This is a genomic window from Streptomyces sp. RK9 (assembly GCF_045070545.1).
Classification (GTDB): Bacteria; Actinomycetota; Actinomycetes; order Streptomycetales; family Streptomycetaceae; genus Streptomyces; species Streptomyces alboflavus.
The window spans coordinates 3701144-3724153 of sequence record NZ_CP173704.1 but is presented as its reverse complement, the minus strand read 5'-3'; the positions used below and the strand labels follow the sequence as shown (position 1 = coordinate 3724153).

General features: G+C 72.3%; 23 protein-coding genes. 12 read left to right on the top strand and 11 right to left on the bottom strand.

Translation table 11 applies throughout. From position 1 onward, the window contains the following. A complete protein-coding gene (locus tag AB6L24_RS36305; RefSeq protein WP_405663576.1) occupies positions 1-786 on the bottom strand; it encodes an alpha/beta fold hydrolase in 786 nt (261 codons plus the stop codon). Positions 787-925: 139 nt separating this feature from the next. On the opposite strand from AB6L24_RS36305, the gene AB6L24_RS36300 reads away from it, so the two are divergent. Continuing rightward, on the top strand, positions 926-1441 hold the full coding sequence (locus tag AB6L24_RS36300) for a MarR family winged helix-turn-helix transcriptional regulator (protein WP_405662620.1): 516 nt from the start codon (positions 926-928) through the stop codon (positions 1439-1441). A gap of 33 nt (positions 1442-1474) precedes the next feature. On the opposite strand, the gene AB6L24_RS36295 is transcribed toward AB6L24_RS36300, so the two are convergent. Continuing rightward, positions 1475-1963, bottom strand: coding sequence for a hypothetical protein (locus tag AB6L24_RS36295; RefSeq protein WP_405662618.1), 489 nt, complete (start codon positions 1961-1963; stop codon positions 1475-1477). A gap of 183 nt (positions 1964-2146) precedes the next feature. Here AB6L24_RS36295 and AB6L24_RS36290 point away from each other — a divergent pair, with 183 nt between their 5' ends. The 3 genes from AB6L24_RS36290 (at position 2147) to AB6L24_RS36280 (ending at position 4498) form a co-directional block, all read left to right on the top strand. Beyond that, positions 2147-2890 carry a VOC family protein gene (locus AB6L24_RS36290; RefSeq protein ID WP_405662616.1) on the top strand — a complete coding sequence of 248 codons (744 nt, stop codon included), beginning with the start codon at positions 2147-2149 and terminating at the stop codon, positions 2888-2890. A gap of 21 nt (positions 2891-2911) precedes the next feature. Further along, complete coding sequence (locus tag AB6L24_RS36285) at positions 2912-3781, top strand: helix-turn-helix domain-containing protein (protein ID WP_405662614.1); 870 nt, start codon at positions 2912-2914, stop codon at positions 3779-3781. 90 nt (positions 3782-3871) lie between these two features. Then, on the top strand, positions 3872-4498 hold the full coding sequence (locus AB6L24_RS36280; protein ID WP_405662612.1) for a hypothetical protein: 627 nt from the start codon (positions 3872-3874) through the stop codon (positions 4496-4498). A gap of 100 nt (positions 4499-4598) precedes the next feature. On the opposite strand, the gene AB6L24_RS36275 is transcribed toward AB6L24_RS36280, so the two are convergent. From AB6L24_RS36275 to AB6L24_RS36245, 7 genes are all read right to left on the bottom strand, one after another. Continuing rightward, a complete protein-coding gene (locus AB6L24_RS36275) occupies positions 4599-4832 on the bottom strand; it encodes a helix-turn-helix transcriptional regulator (RefSeq protein WP_030360097.1) in 234 nt (77 codons plus the stop codon). Continuing rightward, positions 4832-5419 (bottom strand): DUF2975 domain-containing protein, encoded by a 588-nt coding sequence (locus AB6L24_RS36270; protein WP_405662609.1) that lies wholly within the window; start codon positions 5417-5419, stop codon positions 4832-4834. Before AB6L24_RS36270 ends, AB6L24_RS36275 begins: the two co-directional genes overlap by 1 nt. A gap of 87 nt (positions 5420-5506) precedes the next feature. Then, entirely contained in the window at positions 5507-6511 is a 1005-nt protein-coding gene (locus tag AB6L24_RS36265) for a hypothetical protein (protein ID WP_405662606.1), read from the bottom strand. A gap of 88 nt (positions 6512-6599) precedes the next feature. Further along, positions 6600-7982 (bottom strand): NAD(P)/FAD-dependent oxidoreductase, encoded by a 1383-nt coding sequence (locus tag AB6L24_RS36260; RefSeq protein WP_405662603.1) that lies wholly within the window; start codon positions 7980-7982, stop codon positions 6600-6602. Between the two features lie 188 nt (positions 7983-8170). Next, complete coding sequence (locus AB6L24_RS36255; RefSeq protein WP_405662600.1) at positions 8171-8602, bottom strand: hypothetical protein; 432 nt, start codon at positions 8600-8602, stop codon at positions 8171-8173. Positions 8603-8712: 110 nt separating this feature from the next. Continuing rightward, complete coding sequence (locus AB6L24_RS36250; protein ID WP_405662598.1) at positions 8713-9606, bottom strand: hypothetical protein; 894 nt, start codon at positions 9604-9606, stop codon at positions 8713-8715. A gap of 62 nt (positions 9607-9668) precedes the next feature. Then, the gene (locus tag AB6L24_RS36245) at positions 9669-10154 is read right to left on the bottom strand and encodes a hypothetical protein (protein ID WP_405662596.1); all 486 of its coding nucleotides are present in this window, start codon (positions 10152-10154) and stop codon (positions 9669-9671) included. 266 nt (positions 10155-10420) lie between these two features. Between AB6L24_RS36245 and AB6L24_RS36240 the strand changes: the two genes are divergently transcribed. The 3 genes from AB6L24_RS36240 (at position 10421) to AB6L24_RS36230 (ending at position 15053) form a co-directional block, all read left to right on the top strand. After that, positions 10421-12064 (top strand): helix-turn-helix domain-containing protein, encoded by a 1644-nt coding sequence (locus tag AB6L24_RS36240; RefSeq protein ID WP_405662594.1) that lies wholly within the window; start codon positions 10421-10423, stop codon positions 12062-12064. Between the two features lie 212 nt (positions 12065-12276). After that, positions 12277-12972 (top strand): DUF4255 domain-containing protein, encoded by a 696-nt coding sequence (locus AB6L24_RS36235; protein WP_405662593.1) that lies wholly within the window; start codon positions 12277-12279, stop codon positions 12970-12972. Further along, positions 12969-15053 (top strand): ATP-binding protein, encoded by a 2085-nt coding sequence (locus tag AB6L24_RS36230; RefSeq protein ID WP_405662590.1) that lies wholly within the window; start codon positions 12969-12971, stop codon positions 15051-15053. Before AB6L24_RS36235 ends, AB6L24_RS36230 begins: the two co-directional genes overlap by 4 nt. Positions 15054-15191: 138 nt before the next feature. On the opposite strand, the gene AB6L24_RS36225 is transcribed toward AB6L24_RS36230, so the two are convergent. After that, a complete protein-coding gene (locus tag AB6L24_RS36225) occupies positions 15192-16607 on the bottom strand; it encodes a hydrolase (RefSeq protein ID WP_405662588.1) in 1416 nt (471 codons plus the stop codon). A 238-nt stretch (positions 16608-16845) separates the two neighbouring features. Between AB6L24_RS36225 and AB6L24_RS36220 the strand changes: the two genes are divergently transcribed. Next, positions 16846-19281, top strand: coding sequence for a hypothetical protein (locus AB6L24_RS36220; protein ID WP_405662586.1), 2436 nt, complete (start codon positions 16846-16848; stop codon positions 19279-19281). 3 nt (positions 19282-19284) lie between these two features. Here AB6L24_RS36220 and AB6L24_RS36215 read toward each other — a convergent pair whose 3' ends face one another. Further along, positions 19285-19953 carry a DUF4157 domain-containing protein gene (locus AB6L24_RS36215; protein ID WP_405662584.1) on the bottom strand — a complete coding sequence of 223 codons (669 nt, stop codon included), beginning with the start codon at positions 19951-19953 and terminating at the stop codon, positions 19285-19287. A gap of 251 nt (positions 19954-20204) precedes the next feature. On the opposite strand from AB6L24_RS36215, the gene AB6L24_RS36210 reads away from it, so the two are divergent. The 4 genes from AB6L24_RS36210 to AB6L24_RS36195 all read left to right on the top strand — a co-directional run bounded on the left by AB6L24_RS36210 (position 20205) and on the right by AB6L24_RS36195 (position 22980). Then, entirely contained in the window at positions 20205-21806 is a 1602-nt protein-coding gene (locus tag AB6L24_RS36210) for a phage tail sheath subtilisin-like domain-containing protein (protein ID WP_405662582.1), read from the top strand. Between the two features lie 69 nt (positions 21807-21875). Then, on the top strand, positions 21876-22319 hold the full coding sequence (locus tag AB6L24_RS36205; RefSeq protein WP_030360083.1) for a phage tail protein: 444 nt from the start codon (positions 21876-21878) through the stop codon (positions 22317-22319). Further along, positions 22319-22825 (top strand): hypothetical protein, encoded by a 507-nt coding sequence (locus AB6L24_RS36200; protein WP_405662579.1) that lies wholly within the window; start codon positions 22319-22321, stop codon positions 22823-22825. Before AB6L24_RS36205 ends, AB6L24_RS36200 begins: the two co-directional genes overlap by 1 nt. Continuing rightward, a complete protein-coding gene (locus AB6L24_RS36195; RefSeq protein WP_087886307.1) occupies positions 22822-22980 on the top strand; it encodes a DUF6760 family protein in 159 nt (52 codons plus the stop codon). The genes AB6L24_RS36200 and AB6L24_RS36195 overlap by 4 nt, the downstream gene beginning before the upstream one ends. Positions 22981-23010 lie beyond the last annotated feature (30 nt).

Sequence of the window (23010 nt, the reverse complement as noted above, 5' to 3'; positions counted from 1 at the left end):
TCAGTCCGCGTCGAGGAAGTCGCGGGTCAGCTCGACGAGCCCGGTGGGGTCGGCGAACCAGTCCATGTGGCCTTCGCCGCCGAGCTCCACGAGGCGGGCGCCGGGGATCGCGGCGGCCAGTTGCCGTGAACCTTCCATGGGGATCATGTTGTCGCCGCCGAGGCCCACGACCAGGGTGGGCGCCGTGATGCGGGGCAGGAGGTCGCGGATGTCCACGCGCGCGCCGAGGTCGATCTGGCGGCCGATGCCGGGCGGCGGCCACGCGTCCGCCAGCGACTGGGCGAGCCCTTCGTGGCCGAACCGGTCGAGGGCGGCGGCGCTGAAGCCGGTGAGCGCGGAGAACCTCTTGAACAACTCGCGGTCGGTGTCGAGGAGTTGGCGCCAGGTCTCGAAGTAGAAGCCGTCCCGCGGCCCGGTCGAGTGCGCCCAGCCGCCGACCAGCACGAGGCGCCGCACGAGCCCGGGCTCGGTCGCGGCCGCCGCCGCTGCGGCGACCGCCCCCAGGGAGAAGCCGAGCAGGTCGACCGGGCCCGGGACCGCGTCCCGCGTCGCCGCGACGACCTGGTCGGCGATCAGCTCGACGGTCAGGTCCGAGCCGTCGTCGGCGGTCTCTCCGCTGCCGCTGAAGTTGGGGCGCACGACCGTACGGTCCCGGCTGAAGTCCCCCACCACGTTGCCGAAGACCTTCTCGGCGTCGCCGCCGGTGCCGTGGACCAGGACGAGGCCGGGTCCCTGGCCGTCGACTTCGTAGTGGACCTGGGTGCTGCGGGTCGCGACGTAAGGCATGAAGATCACCACTCATATGGTCAGCGCTCGTTGAATGAGCACTAAGATAATGAGCGCTTGCCTGAACGTCAATTAAGTCAGCGCTCAGGTAAAGTGCGGGGAACGTCCCACGGGACGGTCGGTCGGCTCGGAGGTGCCCATGACGGACGCGGTGGACGCGGTGATCGAGCAGTGGGGCAGGGAGCGCCCCGACATCGACTTCTGGCCCGTCGGCATCGTCGGCAGACTCCTGCGCATCTCCCGCATGTGGGACAAGGAGATCAAGGACTTCCTCGCGGGCCACGACCTCGAACCCGGGGAGTTCGACGTGCTGTCCACCCTCCGACGCTCGGGCGCCCCCTACGAGCTGACCGCCGGCGCCTTCCTGAAGACGTCCCTCGTCACCACCGGTGCCATCACGCTGCGCGTCGACCGCATGCAGGGCAAGGGGCTCGTCGTCCGGACCCGCGCCGAGGGCGACCGGCGCTCCGTGAAGATCCGCCTCACCGACCACGGCCTCGACGTCATCGACCGCGTCCTGCCCCTGCACATCGCCAACGAGGCCCGCCTGCTCCAGGCCCTGGACCCCGAAGAGCGTGAGCGGTTCGCGGCCACGATGAGCACCGTCCTGGAGTCGTACGGGGACCTCCCGGCCTCCCCAGGGGCGGGCAAGTAGGACTGCCCCCTGCAGGGGAGCGGCCCGGCCCCCTCAGCGGGAAGCGGCCGGATCCCCCGTCGCCCGCCGCCGCCCGGGCCACATGTCGTCGTACGCCGCGTCCATGAACCGCGCCTGCGGCCCGCGCAGCGCGGCGGAGTCCGTCACCTCGCCCCGAGCCGCCTCGGTCAGACGGGACGCGTAGCGGAAGGCGGCCCCCCGCAAGGGCTCGCTCCCGGCCGCCAGATCGATCTCCGCCTGGGCGAGCCACAGGTCGTCGACGAGGCGGTCGAGCGCCGCGCCGTCGACCGTGCCGCCGCCGTCCGGGCGGGCGAGCGCCGCCTTCTCCAGCCGCGACGCGATCCCGAGGAACTTGAGGACCACGCCCTTCAACTCCGCGCGGTGCGCCGCCGATTCCTGCACTTCCACTTGGCGGTCGCTCGCCCGCGACACCAGGTACTGGCCGACGATCGTGCCGCCCGCGCCGAGCGCGACACCGGCCAGGGACAGCAGCGCCGGCCCCAAGGTTCCCCAAGATCCCATGGCGCGAGTCTCTCAACCCGGCCGCGACGGCCGTTCACGCATGCGGTACGCACGGGGCCGGGCCCGCGCCGCCCGTGCGTCCGCCGACCGGGCCGCCCCGTGGGCGCGCACCCTCACCTGAGCCGCCCGACGACCGTGCCCCTCACGGCCCGGTGCACGGCGCGTCGGCATAGGCTCCTCGGCATGGCACTGCGACCCGTGCAGGTGAACTTCAAGGCGCTCGACGACTCGGCGGTCGGGCGGTTCTGGGCCGAGGCGCTCGGCTGGGGTGTCTCCAGCGAGGCGCCGGGGGTGACCGATGTCGCGCCCGGCGGGGACTTCGTGTGGCCGGACGCGACCGCCGTCCGCGTCGACGTGGTGACCGTGCCGGAGGCGAAGACGGCGACGAAGAACCGGCTGCACATCGATCTGGCCAGCACCTCGGCGGCCCATCAGGAGGAGCTGGTAGCGCGCCTGGAGGCGCTCGGCGCGACGCCCGTCGACGTGGGCCAGGGCGAGGTGCCGTGGACGGTCCTCGCCGACCCGGAGGGCAATGAGTTCTGCGTCCTGGAACCCCGGGAGATCTACCGGGGCACCGGGCCGATCGCCGCGATCGTGGTCGACTGCGCGGACCCGCGGTCCATGGCCCGGTTCTGGGGCGAGGCGATCGACTGGACCGTGCACGAGGTCACCGACGAGCACGCCTCGCTGCGCTCCGCCCAGGGCGTCGGCCCGTATCTGGAGTTCCTGCGCTCCACCGACGGACGCACCGTGCCGGACCGTCTCCGCCTCGACCTGCTGCCGTACTCCGGCGACGACCAGGAGGCGGAGGCGGCCCGGCTGCGAGCCCTCGGCGCGACCGACATCGACCCCGGCCAGGGCGACGTCCCGTGGCGGTGCATGGCCGACCCGGACGGCCACGAGTTCCGCGTCCTCGGGACCCGCTGACCGTCACGGGAGGAGCGCGGCATGCGAGGAAGCGTGATCGCCGGGGGCCGGAACGTCGGCATGACCCGGGTGGGCGGCGGCAGGTGGCGCGTGACCCGGCCCTGGCCGCCCGCGCTGCGCCCCTTCCTGCACAGCTACGCCGGGTACTGGGAGGCGACGGTCTCGCCCTTCCGGGTCCGGCTCGTCCCCACGGGCCGCGCCGTCCTGGTGATCAGCCTGGGGGCGCCCTTCGCCCAGGTCCGCCGCCTGGACCAGGCGGGCCCCGCCGAGCACGTGGTGGGCTCGCTGATAGCGGGGCTGGAGGACGGGCCCCGGGTCCTCGACCACCCCGGCGGCCAGGAGGCGATCCGGATCGAGCTGACGCCGCTCGGCGCCTACCGTCTTTTCGCCATGCCGATGCGGGAGTTGACCAACCAGGTGGTCGAGCTCCCCCACGTCCTCGGCCCTCGGTCCGCAGAGCTGGTGGAGCGCCTCGCGGCGACCGGCGACTGGGGAGCCAGGTTCGACCTCCTCGACGCCGCGTTACTGGCCCGCCTCGATCGCGGCCCGGACCCCGCGCCCGAGGTGAGCCACGCCTGGCGCCTCCTCTCCCGCTCGGGCGGGGCCATGCCGATCGCCCGGATCACCGCCGAAGTGGGCTGGAGCCACAGCTACTTGGTCCGCCGCTTCACCCAGCAGATCGGCCTGACACCGAAGATGTCCGCCCGCGTCCTGCGCTTCCACCGCGCCGCGGGGCTGCTCGCCCGCGCGCAGGGCGACCTCGACGACGTGGCCGCCACCTGCGGTTTCTACGACCAGGCCCATCTGAACCGGGAGTTCCGCGCCCTCGCCGACGTCACCCCCGGCGCGATGGCCGCCGCGCGCCCGGCGGAGGGCGCGGTCCCGCTCTAGCGCCTGCGTCGCGCAGGTCATGGGCGCCTGTGCCGCGCAGGTCATATTTGTCCAAGCCAGCGCGCCCGTACGTCACTAAGGTCCCCGACTGTGATCTTCAGGCCACCGGCCTGGGTCAAGCACCGCGCGTACATCGAGCACGTCGCGTACGCCGACGCACCGCGCCATCACTTCAGGGGGACACCGATGTCGAATCCGAACCAGCCCGCGCGCCGCGGGCGCTGGGAGCGCTACAAGGTCACGGGCCCGTTCTCACCCCAGGACCTGGCAGGCCTGTGGGGAGCGATCGCAGGTGTCGTGCTCCTCGCCGTGCTCCTCGGCTGGGCGCTCGACATGAAGGGCGGTGTGGTGATCGTCGCCGCGATCCCGTTCATCTCCTCCTGGTTCGACTCCAAGCGCATCCTGTTCCAGTTCGACGCCGCCGGAGTGCGGGTCGGTCATGTGCTGCTGCCCTGGAACGACGTCACCCAGTTCGTCGTGGCCACGCCCCCGAACAGCGAGCACGCCCTGATCGGCGCCCGGCTGCGCGAGGGCGCGCGGCTGCCCGCCGGGGCCGAGGTCCCGCCGGCGCACCCGGCCATGCCGGCGCCGATGTACGTGGCCGTCCAGCGGCAGAAGCTCGACCTGGCCAAGATGGTCGCCAAGTCCCGCAAGTACGCCCCGGGCCACATCCAGATCGTGGTCGCCGAGCCGTCGGGGGAACGGGTCGCCTCCTGAAGCCGAGTCGCCTCCTGAAGCCAAGTCGCTTCCTGGAGCCGAGCACCACGGCTTCCCGCACACCATTTCCGGTACGGGGTCCCCGCCCGGACGAGCCGACTTAGGGCGGCTCGTCCGGGTCGTGGGTGATCAGGTCCCCCGGCTGGCACCGCAGGACCTCGCAGATCCGCGACAGGGTCGAGAAGCGGATGGCCTTGGCCCGGCCGTTCTTGAGCACGGACAGGTTGACGACGGTGATGCCGACCTGTGCGGACAACTCGGTCAGGGTCATGCCGCGCTCGGCGAGGATCCGGTCCAGGTGGATGCGGATCGCGTGGAGTTCCTCCTCGGGCATCAGATGGTCCCTTCGAGGTCCTCTCGCATCCGTACACCTTCCCGCATGATCTTGCCCATCACGACCGCGGCGAGACCTGCGAGGACCAGTTCGAGGGTCCCGGACATCTCGAGGCCCGAACCCGCGACCGGCGCCATGCTCCCGACGAGCCAGGAGCGCGACGAGCCGACCACGAGGCTGGCCAGCGGGGCGCCCGCGGTGACGACCCAGCCGAGCGTGGAGAGCCGTCGCGCGACCGTCTCGGTGAACGGCCCCTTGTCCACGACGGCGCCGAGGAGCCGGGAGAAGAGCAGCAGCACGACGGAGCCGAAGAGCAGCCAGGGCAATTCGCCCCCGAGGTCGGCGGCGCGCTGGCCCACGGAGGGGTCGTCCTGGCAGAGCCGGGTGCCGCTGCCGGTCGCCTCGACGCCCTTCTCGATCGGGAGGGAGTCCGGCGCCACCTCGGTGTTCGCCCAGAAGCCCGTCTCCACGCAGACCGCCCCGTCGTCGGCCATGTGTGTGATCCCCTTGCCGATGAAGGCGAGCCCACTCAGCACCGCGAGCAGAAGGGTCACCGAGGCCAGGGTCTTCGTGAGTCGCGTGTTCATCGCATCCCTCCCTATCGATTTTCGATATGGCCACGGTAGCGGGCCATATCGATAATCGACAAGTCGCGGCTGCGCGCCGCCCGCGGTCTAGCTCCCGGACCGGGCTCCGGCGGGGCTGTTCGCCGGGGCGAGGTGGTCGTCCGTGAAGCGCGGCACCTCGTCGTTCTCGTCCCGGTCGCCGTTCTTCTCGTGGATCCACTTGCCTGCGAGGGCCGGTATCCACGCCGAGTACTCGCTCTGGGTGAGGTCCTTGACCACCTGAGCGCCGCGCCGGTTGAGGTCGCCGGCGGGGAGGGGGAGGGTCGGGTCGATGCGCTCGGCCGGGGCGTCGGCCATCGTGGCGTCCCACACCTGGAGGGCGAAGGTCGTGCAGTTGCGGGCGGGGGTGCCGGCCCAGCCGCCGGTCAGGAGGTACTTCCAGCTCGGCAGGAGCGTGTACTTCTCGTCGACCTGCTTGCGCCGCGCGATCTCCCGGTCGAACGCGGCCTGCTGGGTGGCGCTGAGCGTCTTGCAGCGGGCGGCCCGGGGCGCGTACGCGCCGTCGCGGTCCTGCTTGCGGCTGGGCCGGTCCCACTCGACGAGGGGCTTGCCGGGCGCGTTGATGTCGTAGCCGGTGTAGTTGACGGACATGCCGTCCACCGGGCTGCCGTCGCCGTTGCGGCCGTCGGGGTCCTCGGGCTGGAAGGAGTACGTGTCGTAGCGGGCCGTGCCGCCCCCGGCGAGCTGACGCCGGAACGCGCCGTCGGAGTTGAAGTGCACCAGCCAGCTGTGGCCGAAGACGTGCTGGCTCACGTTGAGTTCGTACAGGAGCTTGTTCGTCTGCTCGCCGTAGGAGAGCTGTCCGTATTTGCTCTGGAAGTCGTCGGACTTCCAGAGCGCGTGGGCGCGGGTGCCCACGTCCCAGACGTAGCCGCCGGTGGTCTTGTCGGTGATCTCTGTGCTGTAGACGCAGAGCGTGTTCTCGGCGGGGGCGGCGCCGCGGTCGGCCGCGCGGGGCGCCGACGCCTCCGCGGCGGCGGCCGGGGAGGCGCAGAGCGCCGCGGCGAGAGCGGTCGCGGCGCAGTTCAGGGGAAGGAAATTACGCAAAGTCATGGCAAAGGTATACATCTGACGAGCCGTTCATGATCATCTCATGATCGATTTCGAGCCAGTGCCGAGGCCGCTCCCCCGCGCCGTGGGTTCAGCTCGCGCGGCGGGTGAGCGCGCGGCGCACCACCTTGGTGAGGACGGCCGGGTGGAACAGCAGCGTGGGCGGCGCCGACATGTTCAGTACGCGGACGAACCTGGCCCATACGTCCGGATCGGCCACGGCGAGCGCGAAGACGTGCTCGTTGTACCAGTGGGCGAAGCGGGCGGGAAGTGGCTGGTTGCCGGGGGCCCACATCAGGTCGGAGCTGCTGGCCATGGTCCACGGGACCTTGATGAGGCGCGCCGCGCCGCGCTGGTAGGCGCGGCTGAGTCCGTCGAGGCCGGAGGGGCCGCCCCGGCGGCGGCGCAGCAGGCGGCCGAGCAGTTCGGCTTCGAGCGCGCCGACGGTGAGGCCCTGTCCGTACACGGGGTTGAACACGCAGACCGCGTCGCCGAGCGCGATCAGGCGCTCGGGCCAGCGGGGGTTCTTGTGGTGCAGGCGCCACTCGTTGCCGGGGTTGGTGTAGCGGTGGATCTCGCCGCGCCGGGTGCCGCGCTTGATCTGTTCGGCGAGGCGCGGGTTGTCGAGGCTCTGCGCGAAGTCGAGGTAGCCCTCGTCGTCGGTGGGCGGCACGTGCTGGTCGAAGCCGAACAGGGAGCACATCCAGCGGTGGTGCTCCACGGCGAGGACCACCCCGCCGCGCGGGACGCCGGGCGCGAAGGCCATCTGGTACGCGACGTCGAAGTCCGGGCCTTCCCTGCGGTCCTGCGGCGGGCGTTCGTAGCACGCGGACGTGTAGGTGATCTTCGCCTTGATGACGGTCCTGGCGGACACCGGCAGCTTCGCGTCGGTGAGCCAGCGGTCGACGGAGGTGGCACGGCCCGACGCGTCCACGACCAGGTCGGCGGTGACCTCGACGGAGTCGTCGGTGCCCGCCGTGCGGTAGCGCACCCGGTCCAGGCGGCCGGGGACGCTCCCCGTCACCGTCTCGCAGTGCGTGGCCCCGAGCAGACGCACCGGCGTGAGCGCCGACACCCGCCGGCGCAGGCGCCGTTCGAGCTCGTCGCGGGTGAAGGTCTGGATGGACACCCCGACGGGGTCGCGCGGCGCGAAGCCGGTCGGGAGCAGGAAGCTGATCCGCTCGCCGTAGTCGAAGACGGGTGCGCCGAGGTCCGCGAGTTCGGCCCGCAGCCCGGGGAAGAGGCCCTCGAGGACCTCGCCGCCCTTCGCGAGCATCGCGTGCGCGTGGTAGCCCTGCGGGATGTGCGGGTGCACGCCCGTGTCCGGCCGCACCGGGTCGCGCTCCAGGACGAGCACGTCGGCGAAGTGGTCGGCGAGGACGCGCGCGGCGACGAGCCCGGCGTACCCACCACCGACGACGACGGCCCGCTCCCAGCGGGGTCCTGCCTGAGGGCTGCGCTTGTTCGTGGCCATGACCCGTCCCGTTCCTCTCGGCGCTCGGCTCAGATCTGGTGCCACTCCACCCTGCGCCACGGGGGCGATCAAGACCGACCGGGGAGCGCACGGAAGCACACGACGTCGCTTCGCCGTCCAACTCAGCGAACAGCAGAGGCTGTTCGGTGCGATGGACGGCGACTTCACGCGGCCGCTGGTGCGGTTGCTCAGGTCACGAGCCAGTGGCAGCTGGACACCCACCGGTGGGAGCTGATGGTGTTGTTGATGCGCACGCCGTTGGTGTAGACGTCCGTGGACTGGTCCAGGTCGTCGGCGTACTTCTCGCCGCGGGTGAGGCAGGCGTAGCCGCCGTTGTAGTGGGAGTGCTCGTAGAAGGCGACGATGTCGTAGGTGTCGGGGAAGCCGTTGTTCATGACCGAGCCGGCGCGGTCGTTGGCGTTGTAGACGTCGCCGCCCTCGTCCCAGTTCACGTCGTTGTCGGTGTCTTCCGCGATCATGCCGCCGTAGCAGTCCTTGGCGTCGAAGGCGCGGACGTTGCCGTCCGTCGGGTTGTCCAGGTAGATGCCGTTGCAGTTCGGGCCCGCGTGGGCGGTGGTCGTCGGGATCATGACGGCCAGGGCCGCGACTCCCAGTGTCACGGCGGCTGTTCGGGTTCCGGTTCGGCGCATGGCAGTTCGGCGCATGACGGTTCTGCTCCTTTGTGGTGTGGGTTTCTTGTGGTGTGCGGGTGGCGTCCGGGGGGGTGTGGTCACGTGGTGCCGACGATGTCCCGGGCGCGGGCCAGGGCCGCTCGTTGCAGGCGGCTGTGGGTGTGGATCTCGCGCTGGATCTTCGGTGGGAGCGCGGCGCGCAAGGCGTCCTCGGTCTGTAGGGCGACTTGGCGCAGGCGGGACTCGCGGGCGCAGCGGGCCTCCGTCACCGCGAGTCGGACCTCGGCGGTGAAGCGCGCGTCGGCGGGCAGCTTCGGGATGCGAGTGCGCAGCCGTTCGCGTGCCGCCGCCGGGGAGGCGAGGGTGTAGCCGTGGGTGCGGGCGCAGCGCGACCAAGAGGCGAGCGCGGCTCGGTAGGCGGGGGCCCGGGTGAGCTTCGCCGCGTACAGGGGCGTCAGGTTGGAGGCGGTCTTCTCGGCCGCGAACCACGTCCGGCGATCGCCGTAGAGACGTTTCTCGGCGCGCGCCGAACAGCCCCCCAGCTTGCTGGTGATCGTGGCGCCGGTCGGCAGGGTCACCTTCATCTCGGGCGCGTCCGCACCGCCGGTCAAGGCGTCGAGATAGGCGGTGCGGCGCGCGCCCGTCAGGGACTTGAGGTGAGCGAGGTTGGGATTCTCCCGCTTGGCCTCGGTGGCCTTCGCCTCGATCCTGCTGCCGTAGCCGTGCTCGCGCGCCCAGCGCGGATCGTCGAGCACCGGCCCGACGGGGCGGCTCTCCGCCACCGACAGGGGCAGCCACACCCGGTAGGGCAGGCCGCGCCCGGCCATGCAGTCCGCGATGAGGACCTGCTCCGCGTGGGCCAGGCGGTACCGCTCGGTGTCGCTCAGGCGGCGCGGCGCGTCGTCGCGGCCGCCCGTCGCGGCGGGCCCGTCGGCCCGGGATCCGCACGCGGCGAGCGATACGACGAGGAGTACGGCGGTGGCGAGGCCCACCGGGACACGTGGCGGACGGAACGAGGGCCCCCGGCGGCCCCGCGGCGCCGGGGACCCCGCCGTCAGCCGATCGTGACGAGGCACGCCGGCTTGCTCCCGGTTCCCGAGCAGGAGGCGTCGTCGAAGTCCGTGATCTTGGTCCAGACGCCCTTCTTCTTCGTCCCCTTGGACACGATCACCGGCGGAATCGTGGGCAGCGGAAGCATCATGTGCAGCGAGTACGAGTTCCGCTCGAACGTGAAGCCGTCGACGTCACCGCCGTCACCCGGGCCCCCGGCGTCCTGGCCGGGATCCAGCGGCTGCTGCTTGCACTTGAGGTTCTCGAAGTTCGCGCGGCGCGCGTCGGCCGTGTTGTTCCAGACGTCGCACCGATGCACGCGTCCCCTGCCGCTGAACGACGCGAACTCCATTTGCTTGTTGGTGCGGTTCACGACCTCGCCGTACGTCGCCGCCGGCGAGACCTCGCCCGGCGCCGACGACGCGCTGCCCGGCGTCAGCATCGCCGCGCTCGTCGCGAGCAGCAGCGGCAGTACGACGCCGGTGACCACTCGGCCCCTTGCCCTTGAAGTCTTTGGAGTCTTTGAAGTCCTTGAAGGCACAGCTGTATCCCCCGAATCCGTGAGTGACCGCCACCGGCCTTCCCGGCGACGACGGGACCGACTGTGCCGCCGGCCGGCACCGACCGGCCAGCGAGCGGGCGTCCCCACTCGGCCGGGGACGCCTCCCACCCACTTGACCTGCCGAGTCGGCCTCGTTCGGGGACGGGCGTGGGATGCTGTGCCCGAGCCGGAAGGCCGTCACGGGGGTGGGGGACTTGGCAGAGGTACGGGATGTCCGCGAGCTGGCCGGTGCGCTGACGGGGCTGAAACAGCGCAGCGGGCTCAGCTACCAGGAGTTGGGGCGGCGGGTCTTCACCAGCAGCTCCGCCCTGCACCGGTACTGCAGCGGCAAGGCGGTGCCGCGCGACTACGGACTCCTCGTGCGCATCGCCACCGAATGCGGCGCCGGTCCGGACGAGTTGAACGAACTGCTGCGGTACTGGCGGACCGCGACGGGCGAGGCACCGGCGACCGAGTCCGGCGCGGACCCCGCCCCAGGAACCCGCCCGCCTCCGCACCCGCCCACCCGCGTCCCGGAAGTCCGGCCCCCGCGCCGCCGCCCACCCGCACGGCACCTGGCACTCGCCCTCCTCCTGGCGATCGTCATCCTGGGCACCGCCGTCGCCAGCACCCCGGACGCGGGCGGCCCCCCGGACGTGCCGGTGCCCGCCGGGGCGACGAGCTGGTCCCAGGCGCCGCTCCCCGTCGATCCGGCGCTGTTCGGCGTGACCATGAACAGCTTCAGCGGGGCCATGCCCGCGTTCCGGGTGGGCGCGGTGCGGCTGTGGGACAGCGAGACACGCTGGGCCCAACTGGAGCCCCGGCGCGGCGAGTTCGACTGGTCCACGCTCGACCGGCTGCTCGGCGGCGCCGAACGCGCGGGCCTGCCCGCCCTGTTCGTCTTCGGCGCCACCCCGGCCTGGGCCGCCCCGGACGCCCGCAAGGCCGCGTACGGCGACGGCTCCCGCGCGGCACCGCCCGACGACCTCGACGACTGGGACGCCTTCGTACGGGCGCTGGTGCGGCACGCGGGCGGCCGTATCGACGCGTACGAACTGTGGGTCATGGGCAACCACGAGCACCACTACAACGGCAGCGTCCGGACGCTCGTGGAGATGACCCGCCGCGCGAGCCGCGTCATCCGGGAGCACGACAGGGACGCGACCGTCGTCTGCCCCTCCGTCACCGAGCTGTGGACGGCGTCGGCGCACCGCTTCCTGCTGCGGTTCGCCGAGCTCGGCGGCTATCAGTACTGCGACGCGGCCGGGGTCAAGCTCTACCAGCACCGGGTCACGGATCCGCCGGAGACCATGCTGGAGGCGGTGCGGAGCGTCGAGCGGACCTTCCAACGGGCGGGCTACCACCTGCCGTTGTGGAACACCGGCAGCACCCAGACCCTGCCCCTGAACGATCCGCTGCCCGAGGACCGGGCGGCCGAGCACGCGGTCCGCTTCTATCTGACGGGCCTGTACGCGCGCCAGGTGCGGCGCATGTACTTCTACGCCTGGGGCAACAGCAAGATCCCCGTCGTCCTCCAGGCCGAGGGCCAGCCGCCCGCGAAGGCCGGGCTGTACGTGGGCCGCCTCCAGCAGTGGCTGGCCCACGCCCGTGTCCGCGCCTGCGGGCACGGCGTGCAGATAGCCCTGCCCGAGAACGTCTGGCAGTGCGAGTTCCTGATCCCCGACGAGCACGGCACGCCGCGGCGGGCCCGCGTGCGCTGGACGCTGACGGGCACGGCGGACGTGCCGGTGGGCGGCGGGGCGACGTCCGTGCGGTACCTGGACGGGCGGGTCCGCGAGGTCGACGGCAGGGACAGCGAGCGGATCACGGAGCGGCCCCTGCTCATCGAGTACGGGTGAGGGCACGGGCCGTCCGGTACGGGTGCGGGCCGGGGACATCCCGTACGGGTGCGGGCGCGGACCCGCCGGACGCCCGGGGTGGGACTTTGAGGCACGCGACTCTGCCCCGCCGTCGTCCCCGGCGCGCGTGCGGCCCGCGCCGGGCGGGGAGCACGATCGGTCGCGGGACGGCGCGGGGCCGGCCCCGGCGGGCGGCAGCGGGGAGCACGAGCGTGATTCATGAGGTGGACGAGGTCCTCAGGGGCCTGCTGCGCGGCGGGGCGCTGGCCGGTTCCGGCATCGACGTGTCCTTCGACGTCCCCACCCGTGACTGGGCGGCCCGGCGCAACGCCCCGGTGATCAACGCCTACTTGTACGACATCCGCGAGGACTCCTCGCGACGGCAGCGCGGCCACTCCCCCGTGCGCGACGAGCGGGACGTCGTGGTGCGGCGCCGTCGCCCGCCGCGCTGGTTCCGGCTCTCGTACCTGGTGACGGCGTGGACGAAGACCCCGCAGGACGAGCACAGGCTGCTGTCCGCCGCCCTCGCGACGCTGCTGCCCCACGAGCTGCTGTCCCCCCGCGAACTCCCGGGCGCGCTCGGCCGCCTCGGCCTGACGGTGCCGGTGACGGTGGGCGGCACGCAGTCGGAGTCCCGCTCCCTCGCCGACATCTGGTCGGCGCTCGGCGGCGAGCTGAAGCCCTCCCTGGACGTCGTGGTGACGGCGCCCGTCCCTTCGGTCCCCGACTACGACGCCGGTCCCCCGGTCACCGAGGGCGCGGCGATCCGGATACGCGGCGTGGACGGCGGCCCGCCCCGGTCGGCCGAACGCGCCCACCGGCCCCACCAGGTGGCGGCGGGCCGTGCCGCGCAGGAGCAGGCGGTGGAAGGCGAGCGGGCGGGCGCCCGGCGTACGGAGGGGTCATGAGCGCCTCATTCGTGGAGGACCCCTCGTCCCTGGATTCCTCGTCCCCGGAGGCCCCTTCGTCCCTGGATCCCTCGTCCCCGGAGGACCCTGCACACGCCCTCCTCGCCCGCCTCGCCGACCTGCGCCGCACGGTGGCCGCCCTGGTCGAGCACCGCTCCACGGACGACCCCACCGCGCACGACCCGTTGCGCGGCCTGTACGTACCCGATGAGGCCGTGAGCCACCTCCTGAGCACCTGGCAGGAGGCCACGGACGACACAGACGACACGGACGGCACAGACGCCCCGCCAAGCGCCCTGGACCGGTGGCCGCACGGCGTCGACGACCGGCTCGCCCGGACGGCCGCCCGGACGCGGCTGACCGACCTGGACACGGCCGTCCTGCTCATCGCCGTCGCCCCCGACCTCGACCGCGCCTTCGAGCCGCTCTACGGCTACCTCAACGACGACGTGAGCCGCCGCCGCGCCACCGTGGGCCTCGCGCTCGACCTGTGCGGGGTGCCCGCGCACCTCGCGGCGGCCCGCGCCCGCTTCCATCCCTCGGCGCCGCTGCGCGCCCACGGCCTGCTGACCGTCGAGGACGCCGACCGGCCGCTGCTGTCCCGGGCGTTGCGCGTGCCCGACCGCCTGACCGCCCATCTCCTCGGCGACGACGCCCCGGACGCCGCGCTCCTCGGCGACCTGACCCCGATGCCGAAGCCGCCGCCCGCCGCCGGGCACGACGAGGCCTTCGCCGACCGGCTCGCCGCCCGGCTCGGCGAAGGACCGCTCACCGTCTACCTGCGGGAGCACCGCGAGGGCGACGCCCTGGCGACCCTCGCGGCGGCCCTGCCCGCGGCGGGCCTCGACGCGCTGCGCTGGTCCGGCGCCGCCGAGCACGTGCCCGAGCTGCTGCGCGAGGCACGGCTGAGCGGCCGGGCGGTCGTGGTGTGCGGCCTCCCCGACCGGCCGGGCCCGATGGTCGCGGAGTTGACCGCGGCCACCGACGTGACCGTGCTGCTCGCCGACCCCCGCCCGTACGACCCGCAGTGGTCCGCGCACGACCCGCTGGTGCTCCAGGCGCCCCGGCTCCCCGCGGGCGGAACGGCCGTGTGGCGCGCCGCGCTCGGGCCCGGCGCCGACGCCTTCGACCTGGCAGGGACCGTGGCGCCGTACCACCTCGGCGGCGACCGCGTGGGCCGGGCCGCCCGGGCCGCGGCGGCGCTCGCCGCCTTCGACGGGACGCCGCTCGGCGCCGCCCACGTCCGGCTCGCCGCCCGTCGGCAGTCGGCGTCGGGGCTCGAACAGCACGCACGCCGCATCGAGCCCGCGGTGGACTGGCGAGACCTGGTCCTGCCGGCCGGGCCACTCGCCCAGCTGCGGGAGCTCGCCCTGCGCGCCCGGCACCGCGACCGGGTCCTCGGCGACTGGCGCCTCAGCGCGGGCGGCGGTCGCGGGCGCGGTGTCCTCGGCCTGTTCGCGGGCGAGTCCGGGACCGGCAAGACGCTGTCCGCGGAGGTGATCGCCGCCGATCTGGGCGTCGACCTCTATGTGGTCCAGCTGTCCTCGATCGTGGACAAGTACGTCGGCGAGACCGAGAAGAACCTCGAACGGATCTTCACGGAGGCCGACCGCACGGACGCCGTCCTCCTCTTCGACGAGGCCGACGCCGTCTTCGGCAAGCGCTCGGAGGTCAAGGACTCCCACGACCGGTACGCCAACCTGGAGAGCGCCTACCTGTTGCAGCGCCTGGAGTCCTTCGACGGCATCGCCCTGCTCACCACCAACCTGCGGGCCAACATCGACGACGCGTTCACCCGCCGCCTCGACCTGGTGGTCGACTTCCCCTTCCCGGACGCCGAGCAGCGGCTCGCCCTGTGGCGGCACGGCCTCGCGCACGTGCCGCGTGTGGACGGCCTCGACACCGGGCCGCTCGCCCGGGACTTCGAGCTGTCCGGCGGGGCGATCCGCGGCGCGGTGGTCACCGCCGCGTACCTCGCGGCGGGCCGGGACGAGCCGGTGGGCGCGGACGATCTCCTTGAGGGCGCGCGCCGCGAGTACCGCAAGGCGGGGCGGCTCGTCCCGGGTGAGGCGAACTGGTGAGGGAGGGTCCGGCGGCGATCCAGGGAGGGTCCGGCGGCTCACCGGTGCCGGGGCGCACAGCGAAGGGCGCACAGCCAAGAGGGGCCGGTGACCCGGTCAACGGTCACCGACCCCTCGTCCCCTGTCACGCCCCATCCGTCACACGGTGAAGCGGACCGCCTCCAGCTGAAGGTTCAGCTCCATGGGGCTGCCGCCGTACGTCCACTTCCCGGGCTCGGTGCAGGACTGCCCCATCCACTGCTTGTCCTTCACGTACGCGTCGTGGCACACGGAGCCGTCGAAGACCTGCATGGTGTACCCCTGCATCGGGTTGATGTCCCCGTCGGTGCTGCCGAGGTACATGTTCTTCCCGTCGTCCGCCTTCTCCCACTCGTCGCCCTTGCGCCAGCCGTCGATGACATAGGCGCTGGCTCCGGTGACGCCGTTGGTCCTCGACACCGCGACGTTGAGGGCCTTGACGGCCTTGCCCGCGCCCACCGAGCCCGCCTCGGCGCCGTCGCACTCGGGCTTCTGCCAGCCGCCGTCCTCGACGTAGACGCGGTAGCAGATGTGGCGGCCCTCCTCGCGCTCGGCGAGCTTGCGCACGGCGGTGGCCGCGGTCACCTTGCGCGGCTTCTTCTCCTTCTCCGGCTCCTCTTCCCCGCCGCCCCCGCCGCCTCCGCCGCCCTTCTTCTCCTCCTCGTCGCCCCCGCCGGACTTCTCGGGCTTCTCGTCCGCCTTGTCGTCGGGCTTCGGGGGCGGGGTCTTGATCGGGGCGGAGGGCTTCGGCTCGGCGATGGCGCCCGCCTTCTCGGGCTTCTCCAGGGCCGCGCTCTTGACCTGCGGCTTGTACGTCAGCCAGATCATCAGGAACGCGATGGACAGCGCGAGGAGCAGCCCGAGCGTGGTGGCGAGCCAGCCCGGCAGGAACCCGCGCTGCACATAGGTGCCGTCGACCTCCATCGGCTCGGTCCCGGAGCGCCGCACGGTCAGCGCGTACGGCTGTTCCTGCTTGGAGCCGAACCAGATGATCTGCTTGGGCCGCAGCGTCGCCTTCACGAACGCGGCCCGGCCCGGCTCGATCTGGACGTTGCCCGGCTGCAGGTCGTACGACAGCTTGTCGCCGGTGTCGGAGCCGCTGAGCGAGGCGGTGACCTTGGTGTTGCCGAGGTTGTCCACGGCGAAGCGGGGCCGCCCGCGGAACCGGCCCTTCACGGTGGGCGGGACCAGTTCGGCGCGCACCTCGGTGAAGGGGGTGATGGTGAGGTTGCCCTCGGGGACGGTGACGGCGTCCGGGTGTTCCGTCGGGGAGATCCGCACCGCGTACGGGTTCGGCCCGGCGGTCGCGTCCGGGGTGCGCGGCGGGGCGAACGTCAGCTCCACCGTGCCGGTCGTCCCCGGGTAGAGCCGCAGCGACCGTGGCTCCACCGTGGTCCAGGGCGCGAGGGCGCCGACCGGTTCGAAGTGGTACTCGTCGACGATGTCACCGGTGTTGCGCACCCGCAGCCGCACCGTGGTGCTGCTGCCGGGGTCGACGGTCGCGGACGCTGGTTCCAGGGAGGTCCAAAGGCTCACGCCCACGACGCTAGGAGCGGCCGCGGATCATGTCACGAGGCAGCCGGGCAGACCCCGTTGCCCCGACGGGCGATCGCTCCGGCAGGCCGGGCAGTGCCGGGCGGGCCACCCTCGGGGGCAACCGGGTCTGCCCCCGGGGCCACCCCCGCGACCCTGTGCCGTACGCCGCGGCCCCGGCACCATGACGGCGACTCTCGCCGACGCCGGACGGCGACCCCCGTCGATGTTGGAGGCGCTGATGCGGCAGCGGCAGACCGACCACCGCGGTCACGAGCGACGGCAAGGACACGCCGACCGGCAGCACCGGTCGGCGGCGCGCTCCCCCTCGCCGCTGCCGCGCACCGCCGAGGGGATGACGCCCGCCGGTGTGCGCGCCATGAACGACGCGGCGGGCAACGGGGCCGTGAGCCGGGTCCTTTCCGTGCAGCGTGCGGGTGAGGGCAGCGGGTCGGGGAGGCGCTCCGGAAGGGGCGCGGCCTCGCGGCGGAACGCCGATGACGTCATGAAGGACATCAAGGCCGAGGTGGACGGGCCGCCGCTGGTGAGCTACGCCGCGCGGCGGCAGGGCCGGGCGCACGAGGAGTTCTGGATGCGTTTCCCTCGCTTCAAGAACGGCGAGGAGGCCGAGGAGACCCTGCACGAGACCAGTGCCCTGCTGTTCGACAGCATGAAGGGCGCCCAGGAGCGGGCCAGGCAGGACGATCCGGACCGCGACGCGGAGGACGCCAACAACCGCGAGGTCCAGGGCATGCTGATCAACGACAGGCTGCTGTTCGCCTCGAACTTCAACTCGTCGATCGACACCCTCGTGGGCCAGGGGCGGCAGGTGTACGGACACGAACCCTCCCTGCAGGAACTGCTCGCGTTCCAGCAGAGCCAGGAAGGGCGCAGCCACGGACTGCACGCCTACGAGGCGGCGAACCTCGAGACGAAGCTCGCGAGCTACCGCCGCAAGAACGCGGCGATCGTCACCGGGCAGCGTGGCGCGGGCGAGCAGGGGCGAGGACCGGACCCCACCGCCAAGGTGCTTCAGGCGCAGCTCGACGCCCCCGTCATCCTCGTGGACGTCGGGGACAGGAACCTGCACACCATGCTCACCAGTGACAAGTACGCGGGCCGGGTGTTCCTGCTCCGGTTCGCGGAGCTCGACCCCCGGCCGAAGATGATGGGCAAGAACAAGGGGCAGCCGAAGCAGGAGGAGTCGGTGCACGCGGAGCAGAAACTGCTCATCGCCCTGAGCCGCGCCGGCGTCGACCCCGGCCAGGCGGCATCGAAGCCCCTCGCCGTCATGGGGAAGTACCGGCCCTGCATGGGCTGCGCCGCGGCGTTGATGTACCACCGGAACCAGATGGGGTTCCGCAATCTGAGCTTCGACGAGAACTACGGGCACTACTTCCAGGGCTCCGTGAAATCCCTCAAGACGCACCTCACGCACATCATGGACGACGACTATCTCGCGTACATCAAGCAGATGGTGCACCGCGACGTCACGAGCACCCCGGCGATGGCGCACGAGGCGGCTCCGGCGGGAGCCGTACACCGCAACGGCGGCCCCTCGCTGAGGGTCCCCGGGCGGCTCGCGGCCCGCCAGGCCGACGTCACCCCGTCCGCCAGCGACGCCGAGTTCGAGGAGGACGGGACCTACACCCGCGTCTCGCGCCCGCTGCAGGACACCTGGACGGTGGACACCGCTCCCGGAGGCATCGGCAAGGGCACGGCGACGCACAAGGTCCCGCGCCGCAGGACCGACAAGCTCACCGAGGCCCAGGCGGACCAGCTCCACGGCCTCTGGAACGGCGCGGCCGGCGCCGACGCCACCAACGAGAGCCGCCGACAGGCGATCGAGCTGCTGTTCAACTACCACCGGTCCACCACGATGTCCCTCAAGCACCTCGGGGAGGCCGTCGACCTGTCCGAGAACAGGCTCGGGAGCTATCTCACCCGCTATGACCAGGAGGGCCACTGGACGCACACGCCGCAGCGGTCCAACAAGCCCGCGCGGGGTGCGGCGAGCACCACGACCGCCCGGAGCAGGAAGAAGGGCGCGGTCGAGAAGCAGTTCACCAAGGGGGTGCCGCTCGACAGGGCGGGCAAGGACACGATCAAGGCGGCCATTCGCGGCCTGTCGGGCTACGACTGGTGCCACGACTGGGAGCGGCGCCACGCGGGCAGGTCCAGCGGCGACCTGAACCCCACCAAGGCTCCCCTCGACCTCCTCGCCACGCTCGCCCGGCTGCGCCGCGACGGCAACTACAGCGTCTCGGACATGTCCGCGTACCTGCACACGGGCTCGAACGGGGACAATCTGCGGAAGGCCCTCAACCGCAAGGGCAAGGAGCGGCTCGCGCAGATCGAGGGCGACTCGGCCGCGGCCTCCTCGTCGCAGGCGGAGCAGTACGCCGCGCCTGCCCCCGCGCAGGCGGACTACACGGACCACTACGCAGCGGGCCCCTCCTCGCACACGGGCCACTACGGCGGCGAGAGCAGCGCGACAGGCGCGGGATACCCGTCCCAGGCGCCCGAAGTCCCGGGCTTCACCCTGCATATCGACCCGTTCGGGCAGGCGATCTACATCGAGGACGACACCGGCCACCACTACATCCGCGTCGGCGGCAGGATGGTCCGGTTCCAGACGAGCGTCGACGACGGGGACGTCCGGATGAGCAACTTCTGAGCGTCAGCCCTCGTCGTCCGTGTCGTGCCCGGCCGGCGCCGGACGGCCGGGCAGCGACAGGTCGGGCATCTCGCCCCGGGCGACCTTCTTGCCGTTCGACTCGGCCTGGAGCTCGAAGGGGTCGCCGGGGCTCGAAACCCTGACGCCGGTGCCGTCGTCGGTTCCCGCCACGGGCCCCAGCGCGTTCTGGAAGCGGTGGCCCAGCTCGTGGAACATCACCTCGTCGGGCAGGTTCGGCTCGGCGGCGACGATGTCGTTGCCGACGGTGTAGGCGAGGGCGCCGAACTCCCGGGCGGACTGCTGCGCTTCGGGGCCGTCGTGCTTGCGCATGTCACCGAAGTTCATGCCGTACGCCTGCTCCGCCCGGTCCCGGACGCGCGGCTCCAGCGGGGACCAGGGCGAGGCGAGGGCGGCGCCCAGGCCGACCTGCCGCTGCAGGAACGGCTGTTCGCCGGACGGCTCGGCCTGGCCGTGGCCGCAGCCGGGGCCGTGGGCGTGCCGCTCCTCCTCGACGGCCCGCGCCACGGCGGCGTTGCCCGCGAGGCGCTGGAGGCTCAGGATCCGCCCGGCCGTCGTGGCGGGGCCGGGCGCGCGGTGCGGCTTGGCCGGACCGGGGCGGTGAGCCCTGCCCTGGTCCCCGCCCTCCTTGGCCTGCGTTCCGTGTGCGTGCATGACGCTCCCTTCGGCGCGGGACAGAGCTGACCCACCACCCTTGACCGGCCGGTCCGGTCCGGACAGGTCCACGGGGGCACCCTCGCGGGCACACCCGCGGGCCCCGCGCCGGGGCGTGCGGACACCCGGAGCCGCGAACTGCCCCTGTGGGCACAGGAGTTGCCCCGCGCCCGGCACCTGAGGACGTTTCAGTGACGGGAGTGGCCCGCGAGGGTGGGAGGGTCCCGTCCCGTACCCGAGGAGAGCAGAGCATGCCGTCCTACCTGTCACCCGGCGTCTACGTCGAGGAGGTGGCCAGCGGCTCGCGCCCGATCGAGGGGGTGGGCACCTCGGTGGCGGCCTTCGTCGGGCTCGCGCCGGCCGGACCGCTGAACGAGCCGACGCTGGTGACGAATTGGACGCAGTACGTCACGTCCTTCGGCGACTTCACCGAGGGCTACTACCTCGCCCACTCGGTCTACGGCTTCTTCAACAACGGCGGCTCCGCCGCGTACGTGGTCCGTGTCGGCGGCTCCGCCGAGGGCGTGTCCGGCGACGGCGAGGCACCGGCCGCGGTGACCGGACCGGCCGCCGCCCCGGCGGCGCTGCCCGCCGCGGAGCCGAAGCAGCTCGGCACGTTCTCGGTGACGGCCACCGGGCAGGGCCGCGACGGCCGGCTGTCCGTGGAGGTCGCCGACCCCGAGGGCGAGGGCGCCGCCGACCGCTTCAAGCTGATCGTCAAGGACGGCGACAAGGCCGTCGAGACGTACGACGTGAGCGCCAAGAAGGGCAGCCGCTCCTATGTCGTCACCCAGGTCAAGGAGCGCTCCAAGCTCATCGCCGTGACGGAGGCCGCCGCGGCGGCGCAGCTCGCCCGTCCGGAGAACCAGACCGTGGCCCTGCCCGTGCCGCCCGCCCCGGCGGCCCCGCTGCCCGCGCCGACGGAGCGGGCCACGACCGGGCACGCGGGCCCCGCCGAGTACCTGGGCGACTCCGCGGACCGCACCGGCTTCGGCGGCCTGGAGGCCGTCGACGAGATCTCCATGGTGGCCGTGCCCGACCTGATGGCCGCCTACCAGCGGGGCACGATCGACCTGGAGGCCGTCAAGGCCGTCCAGCTCGGGCTCATCGCGCACTGCGAGCTGATGGGCGACCGGGTCGCGGTCATCGACCCGCCACCGGGCCTGAATGCCCGTCAGATCCGGGTGTGGCGGCAGGAGACGGCGGGCTACGACTCCAAGTACGCGGCCCTGTACTACCCCTGGCTGAAGTCCTTCGACCCGGCCTCAGGACAGTCCCGCATGGTCCCGCCGAGCGGCCACGTCGCCGGCATCTGGGCCCGCAACGACTCCGAGCGCGGGGTGCACAAGGCCCCCGCCAACGAGGTCGTGCGCGGCGCCGTCGACCTGGAGCTCCAGATCACCCGCGGCGAGCAGGACCTGCTCAACCCCATCGGCGTCAACTGCATCCGCGCCTTCCCCGGCCGCGGCATCCGCGTCTGGGGTGCCCGCACCCTCGCCTCCGACCCCGAGTGGCGCTACCTGAACATCCGCCGCTACTTCAACTACCTGGAGGAGTCGATCCTGATCGGCACCCAGTGGGTGGTGTTCGAGCCGAACGACCACGCGCTGTGGGCCCGCATCCGCCGCAACGTGTCGGCGTTCCTGGTCAACGAGTGGCGCGGCGGCGCGCTCTTCGGGCAGCGGCCCGAGGAGGCGTTCTACGTCAAGTGCGACGAGGAGACCAACCCGCCGGAGTCCGTCGACCTCGGCCGGGTCATCTGCGAGATCGGCATCGCGCCGGTCAAGCCCGCCGAGTTCGTGATCTTCCGGCTCTCCCAGTTCTCCAGCGGGAGCGGGGAGTTGGAGGAGTAGCCCGTCCTCATGAAGCGCCCATCGCGTAGCAGCGCCCGTCGTCAAGAAGCCTAGAAGGACAGCGAACACATGAGTCTGATGCAGGGTGACTCCCTCACGTCACACAACTTCGGTCTGCAGATCGACGGTGTGATGGTCGAGTATCTCGCGGAGGTCAGCGGCCTCACGCTCGAACAGGACGTCATCGTCCACCAGCAGAACTCCGCGCAGGGCAAGCCCGAGGTGAATCTGCTGCCGGGCGTGCAGAAGAACGGCCAGTGCACCGTGGTGCGCGGCATGACCCAGTCGTCGTCGTTCACGACCTGGATCAACGACTCGATCAACGGTCAGATGAGCACGGCCCGCAAGAACGCGTCCATCATCATGATGGACTACCAGGACAATCCGGTGAAACGGTACAACCTGCGCAACGCCTGGTGCAGCAAGGTCGACGCCAGCACCCTCAAGGCGGGCGAGGCCGCGGCCCTCACCGAGACCGTGACCATCGTCTTCGAAGAACTGGTCATCGAGTAATGCGGCGCACGGCAGCCGGTGCGCCGGGCGCGGGCACGGCCGCCGCGCCGCCGCAGCACCCTCAGACCGCGGCGGCGGGAGCGGATGCCCCCGTCCCGTCTCCCGCCGCCGCACCTTACGACCCGGCTCCCCGGGAACTGCGCACCGAGTTCCCCTTCCAACTGCCGCGCGGCTACGTCGACGAGTCCGGCACCGTGCACCGGGACGGCGTGATGCGCCTGTCCACGGCGCGGGACGAACTGGTCCCGCTGCGCGACGTGCGGGTCCAGGAGAACCCCGCGTACCTGTCGGTGGTGCTGCTCGGCCGCGTCATCACGCGCCTCGGCACGCTGCCGATGGTGCACGACGGGACCGTGGAGAGCATGTTCGCCTCCGACCTGGCGTTCCTCCAGGACTTCTACCGGCAGATCAACGCCGAGGGCCACACCCGCGCCGCGGTGGAGTGCCCGCACTGCTCCGAGCCGTTCGAGGTGGAACTCGGCGGGAGCCGCCTGGGGGAATCGTGACGTACGCGACCGACCGGCTGCACGAGGAGATCGCGTACGTTGCCTACCACTTCCACTGGAGCCTGGCGGCGATCCTGGACCTGGAGCACCACGACCGCCGCCGCTACGCGGACCAGATCGCGTCCTTCGTGACGCGCGCCGGGGCGGAGGGCTGAGCTGTGGGGTTCTTGGAACGGCTGCGGGGG

Coding starts and splice junctions, on each gene's coding strand:
- AB6L24_RS36265 (WP_405662606.1), bottom strand. CDS start 6,511: ATGACTTTGCGTAATTTCCTTCCCCTGAACTGCGCCGCGACCGCTCTC.
- AB6L24_RS36205 (WP_030360083.1), top strand. CDS start 21,876: ATGAGTCTGATGCAGGGTGACTCCCTCACGTCACACAACTTCGGTCTG.
- AB6L24_RS36215 (WP_405662584.1), bottom strand. CDS start 19,953: ATGCACGCACACGGAACGCAGGCCAAGGAGGGCGGGGACCAGGGCAGG.
- AB6L24_RS36295 (WP_405662618.1), bottom strand. CDS start 1,963: ATGGGATCTTGGGGAACCTTGGGGCCGGCGCTGCTGTCCCTGGCCGGT.
- AB6L24_RS36200 (WP_405662579.1), top strand. CDS start 22,319: ATGCGGCGCACGGCAGCCGGTGCGCCGGGCGCGGGCACGGCCGCCGCG.
- AB6L24_RS36300 (WP_405662620.1), top strand. CDS start 926: ATGACGGACGCGGTGGACGCGGTGATCGAGCAGTGGGGCAGGGAGCGC.
- AB6L24_RS36210 (WP_405662582.1), top strand. CDS start 20,205: ATGCCGTCCTACCTGTCACCCGGCGTCTACGTCGAGGAGGTGGCCAGC.
- AB6L24_RS36230 (WP_405662590.1), top strand. CDS start 12,969: ATGAGCGCCTCATTCGTGGAGGACCCCTCGTCCCTGGATTCCTCGTCC.
- AB6L24_RS36275 (WP_030360097.1), bottom strand. CDS start 4,832: ATGCCCGAGGAGGAACTCCACGCGATCCGCATCCACCTGGACCGGATC.
- AB6L24_RS36285 (WP_405662614.1), top strand. CDS start 2,912: ATGCGAGGAAGCGTGATCGCCGGGGGCCGGAACGTCGGCATGACCCGG.
- AB6L24_RS36290 (WP_405662616.1), top strand. CDS start 2,147: ATGGCACTGCGACCCGTGCAGGTGAACTTCAAGGCGCTCGACGACTCG.
- AB6L24_RS36260 (WP_405662603.1), bottom strand. CDS start 7,982: ATGGCCACGAACAAGCGCAGCCCTCAGGCAGGACCCCGCTGGGAGCGG.
- AB6L24_RS36220 (WP_405662586.1), top strand. CDS start 16,846: ATGCGGCAGCGGCAGACCGACCACCGCGGTCACGAGCGACGGCAAGGA.
- AB6L24_RS36270 (WP_405662609.1), bottom strand. CDS start 5,419: ATGAACACGCGACTCACGAAGACCCTGGCCTCGGTGACCCTTCTGCTC.
- AB6L24_RS36305 (WP_405663576.1), bottom strand. CDS start 786: ATGCCTTACGTCGCGACCCGCAGCACCCAGGTCCACTACGAAGTCGAC.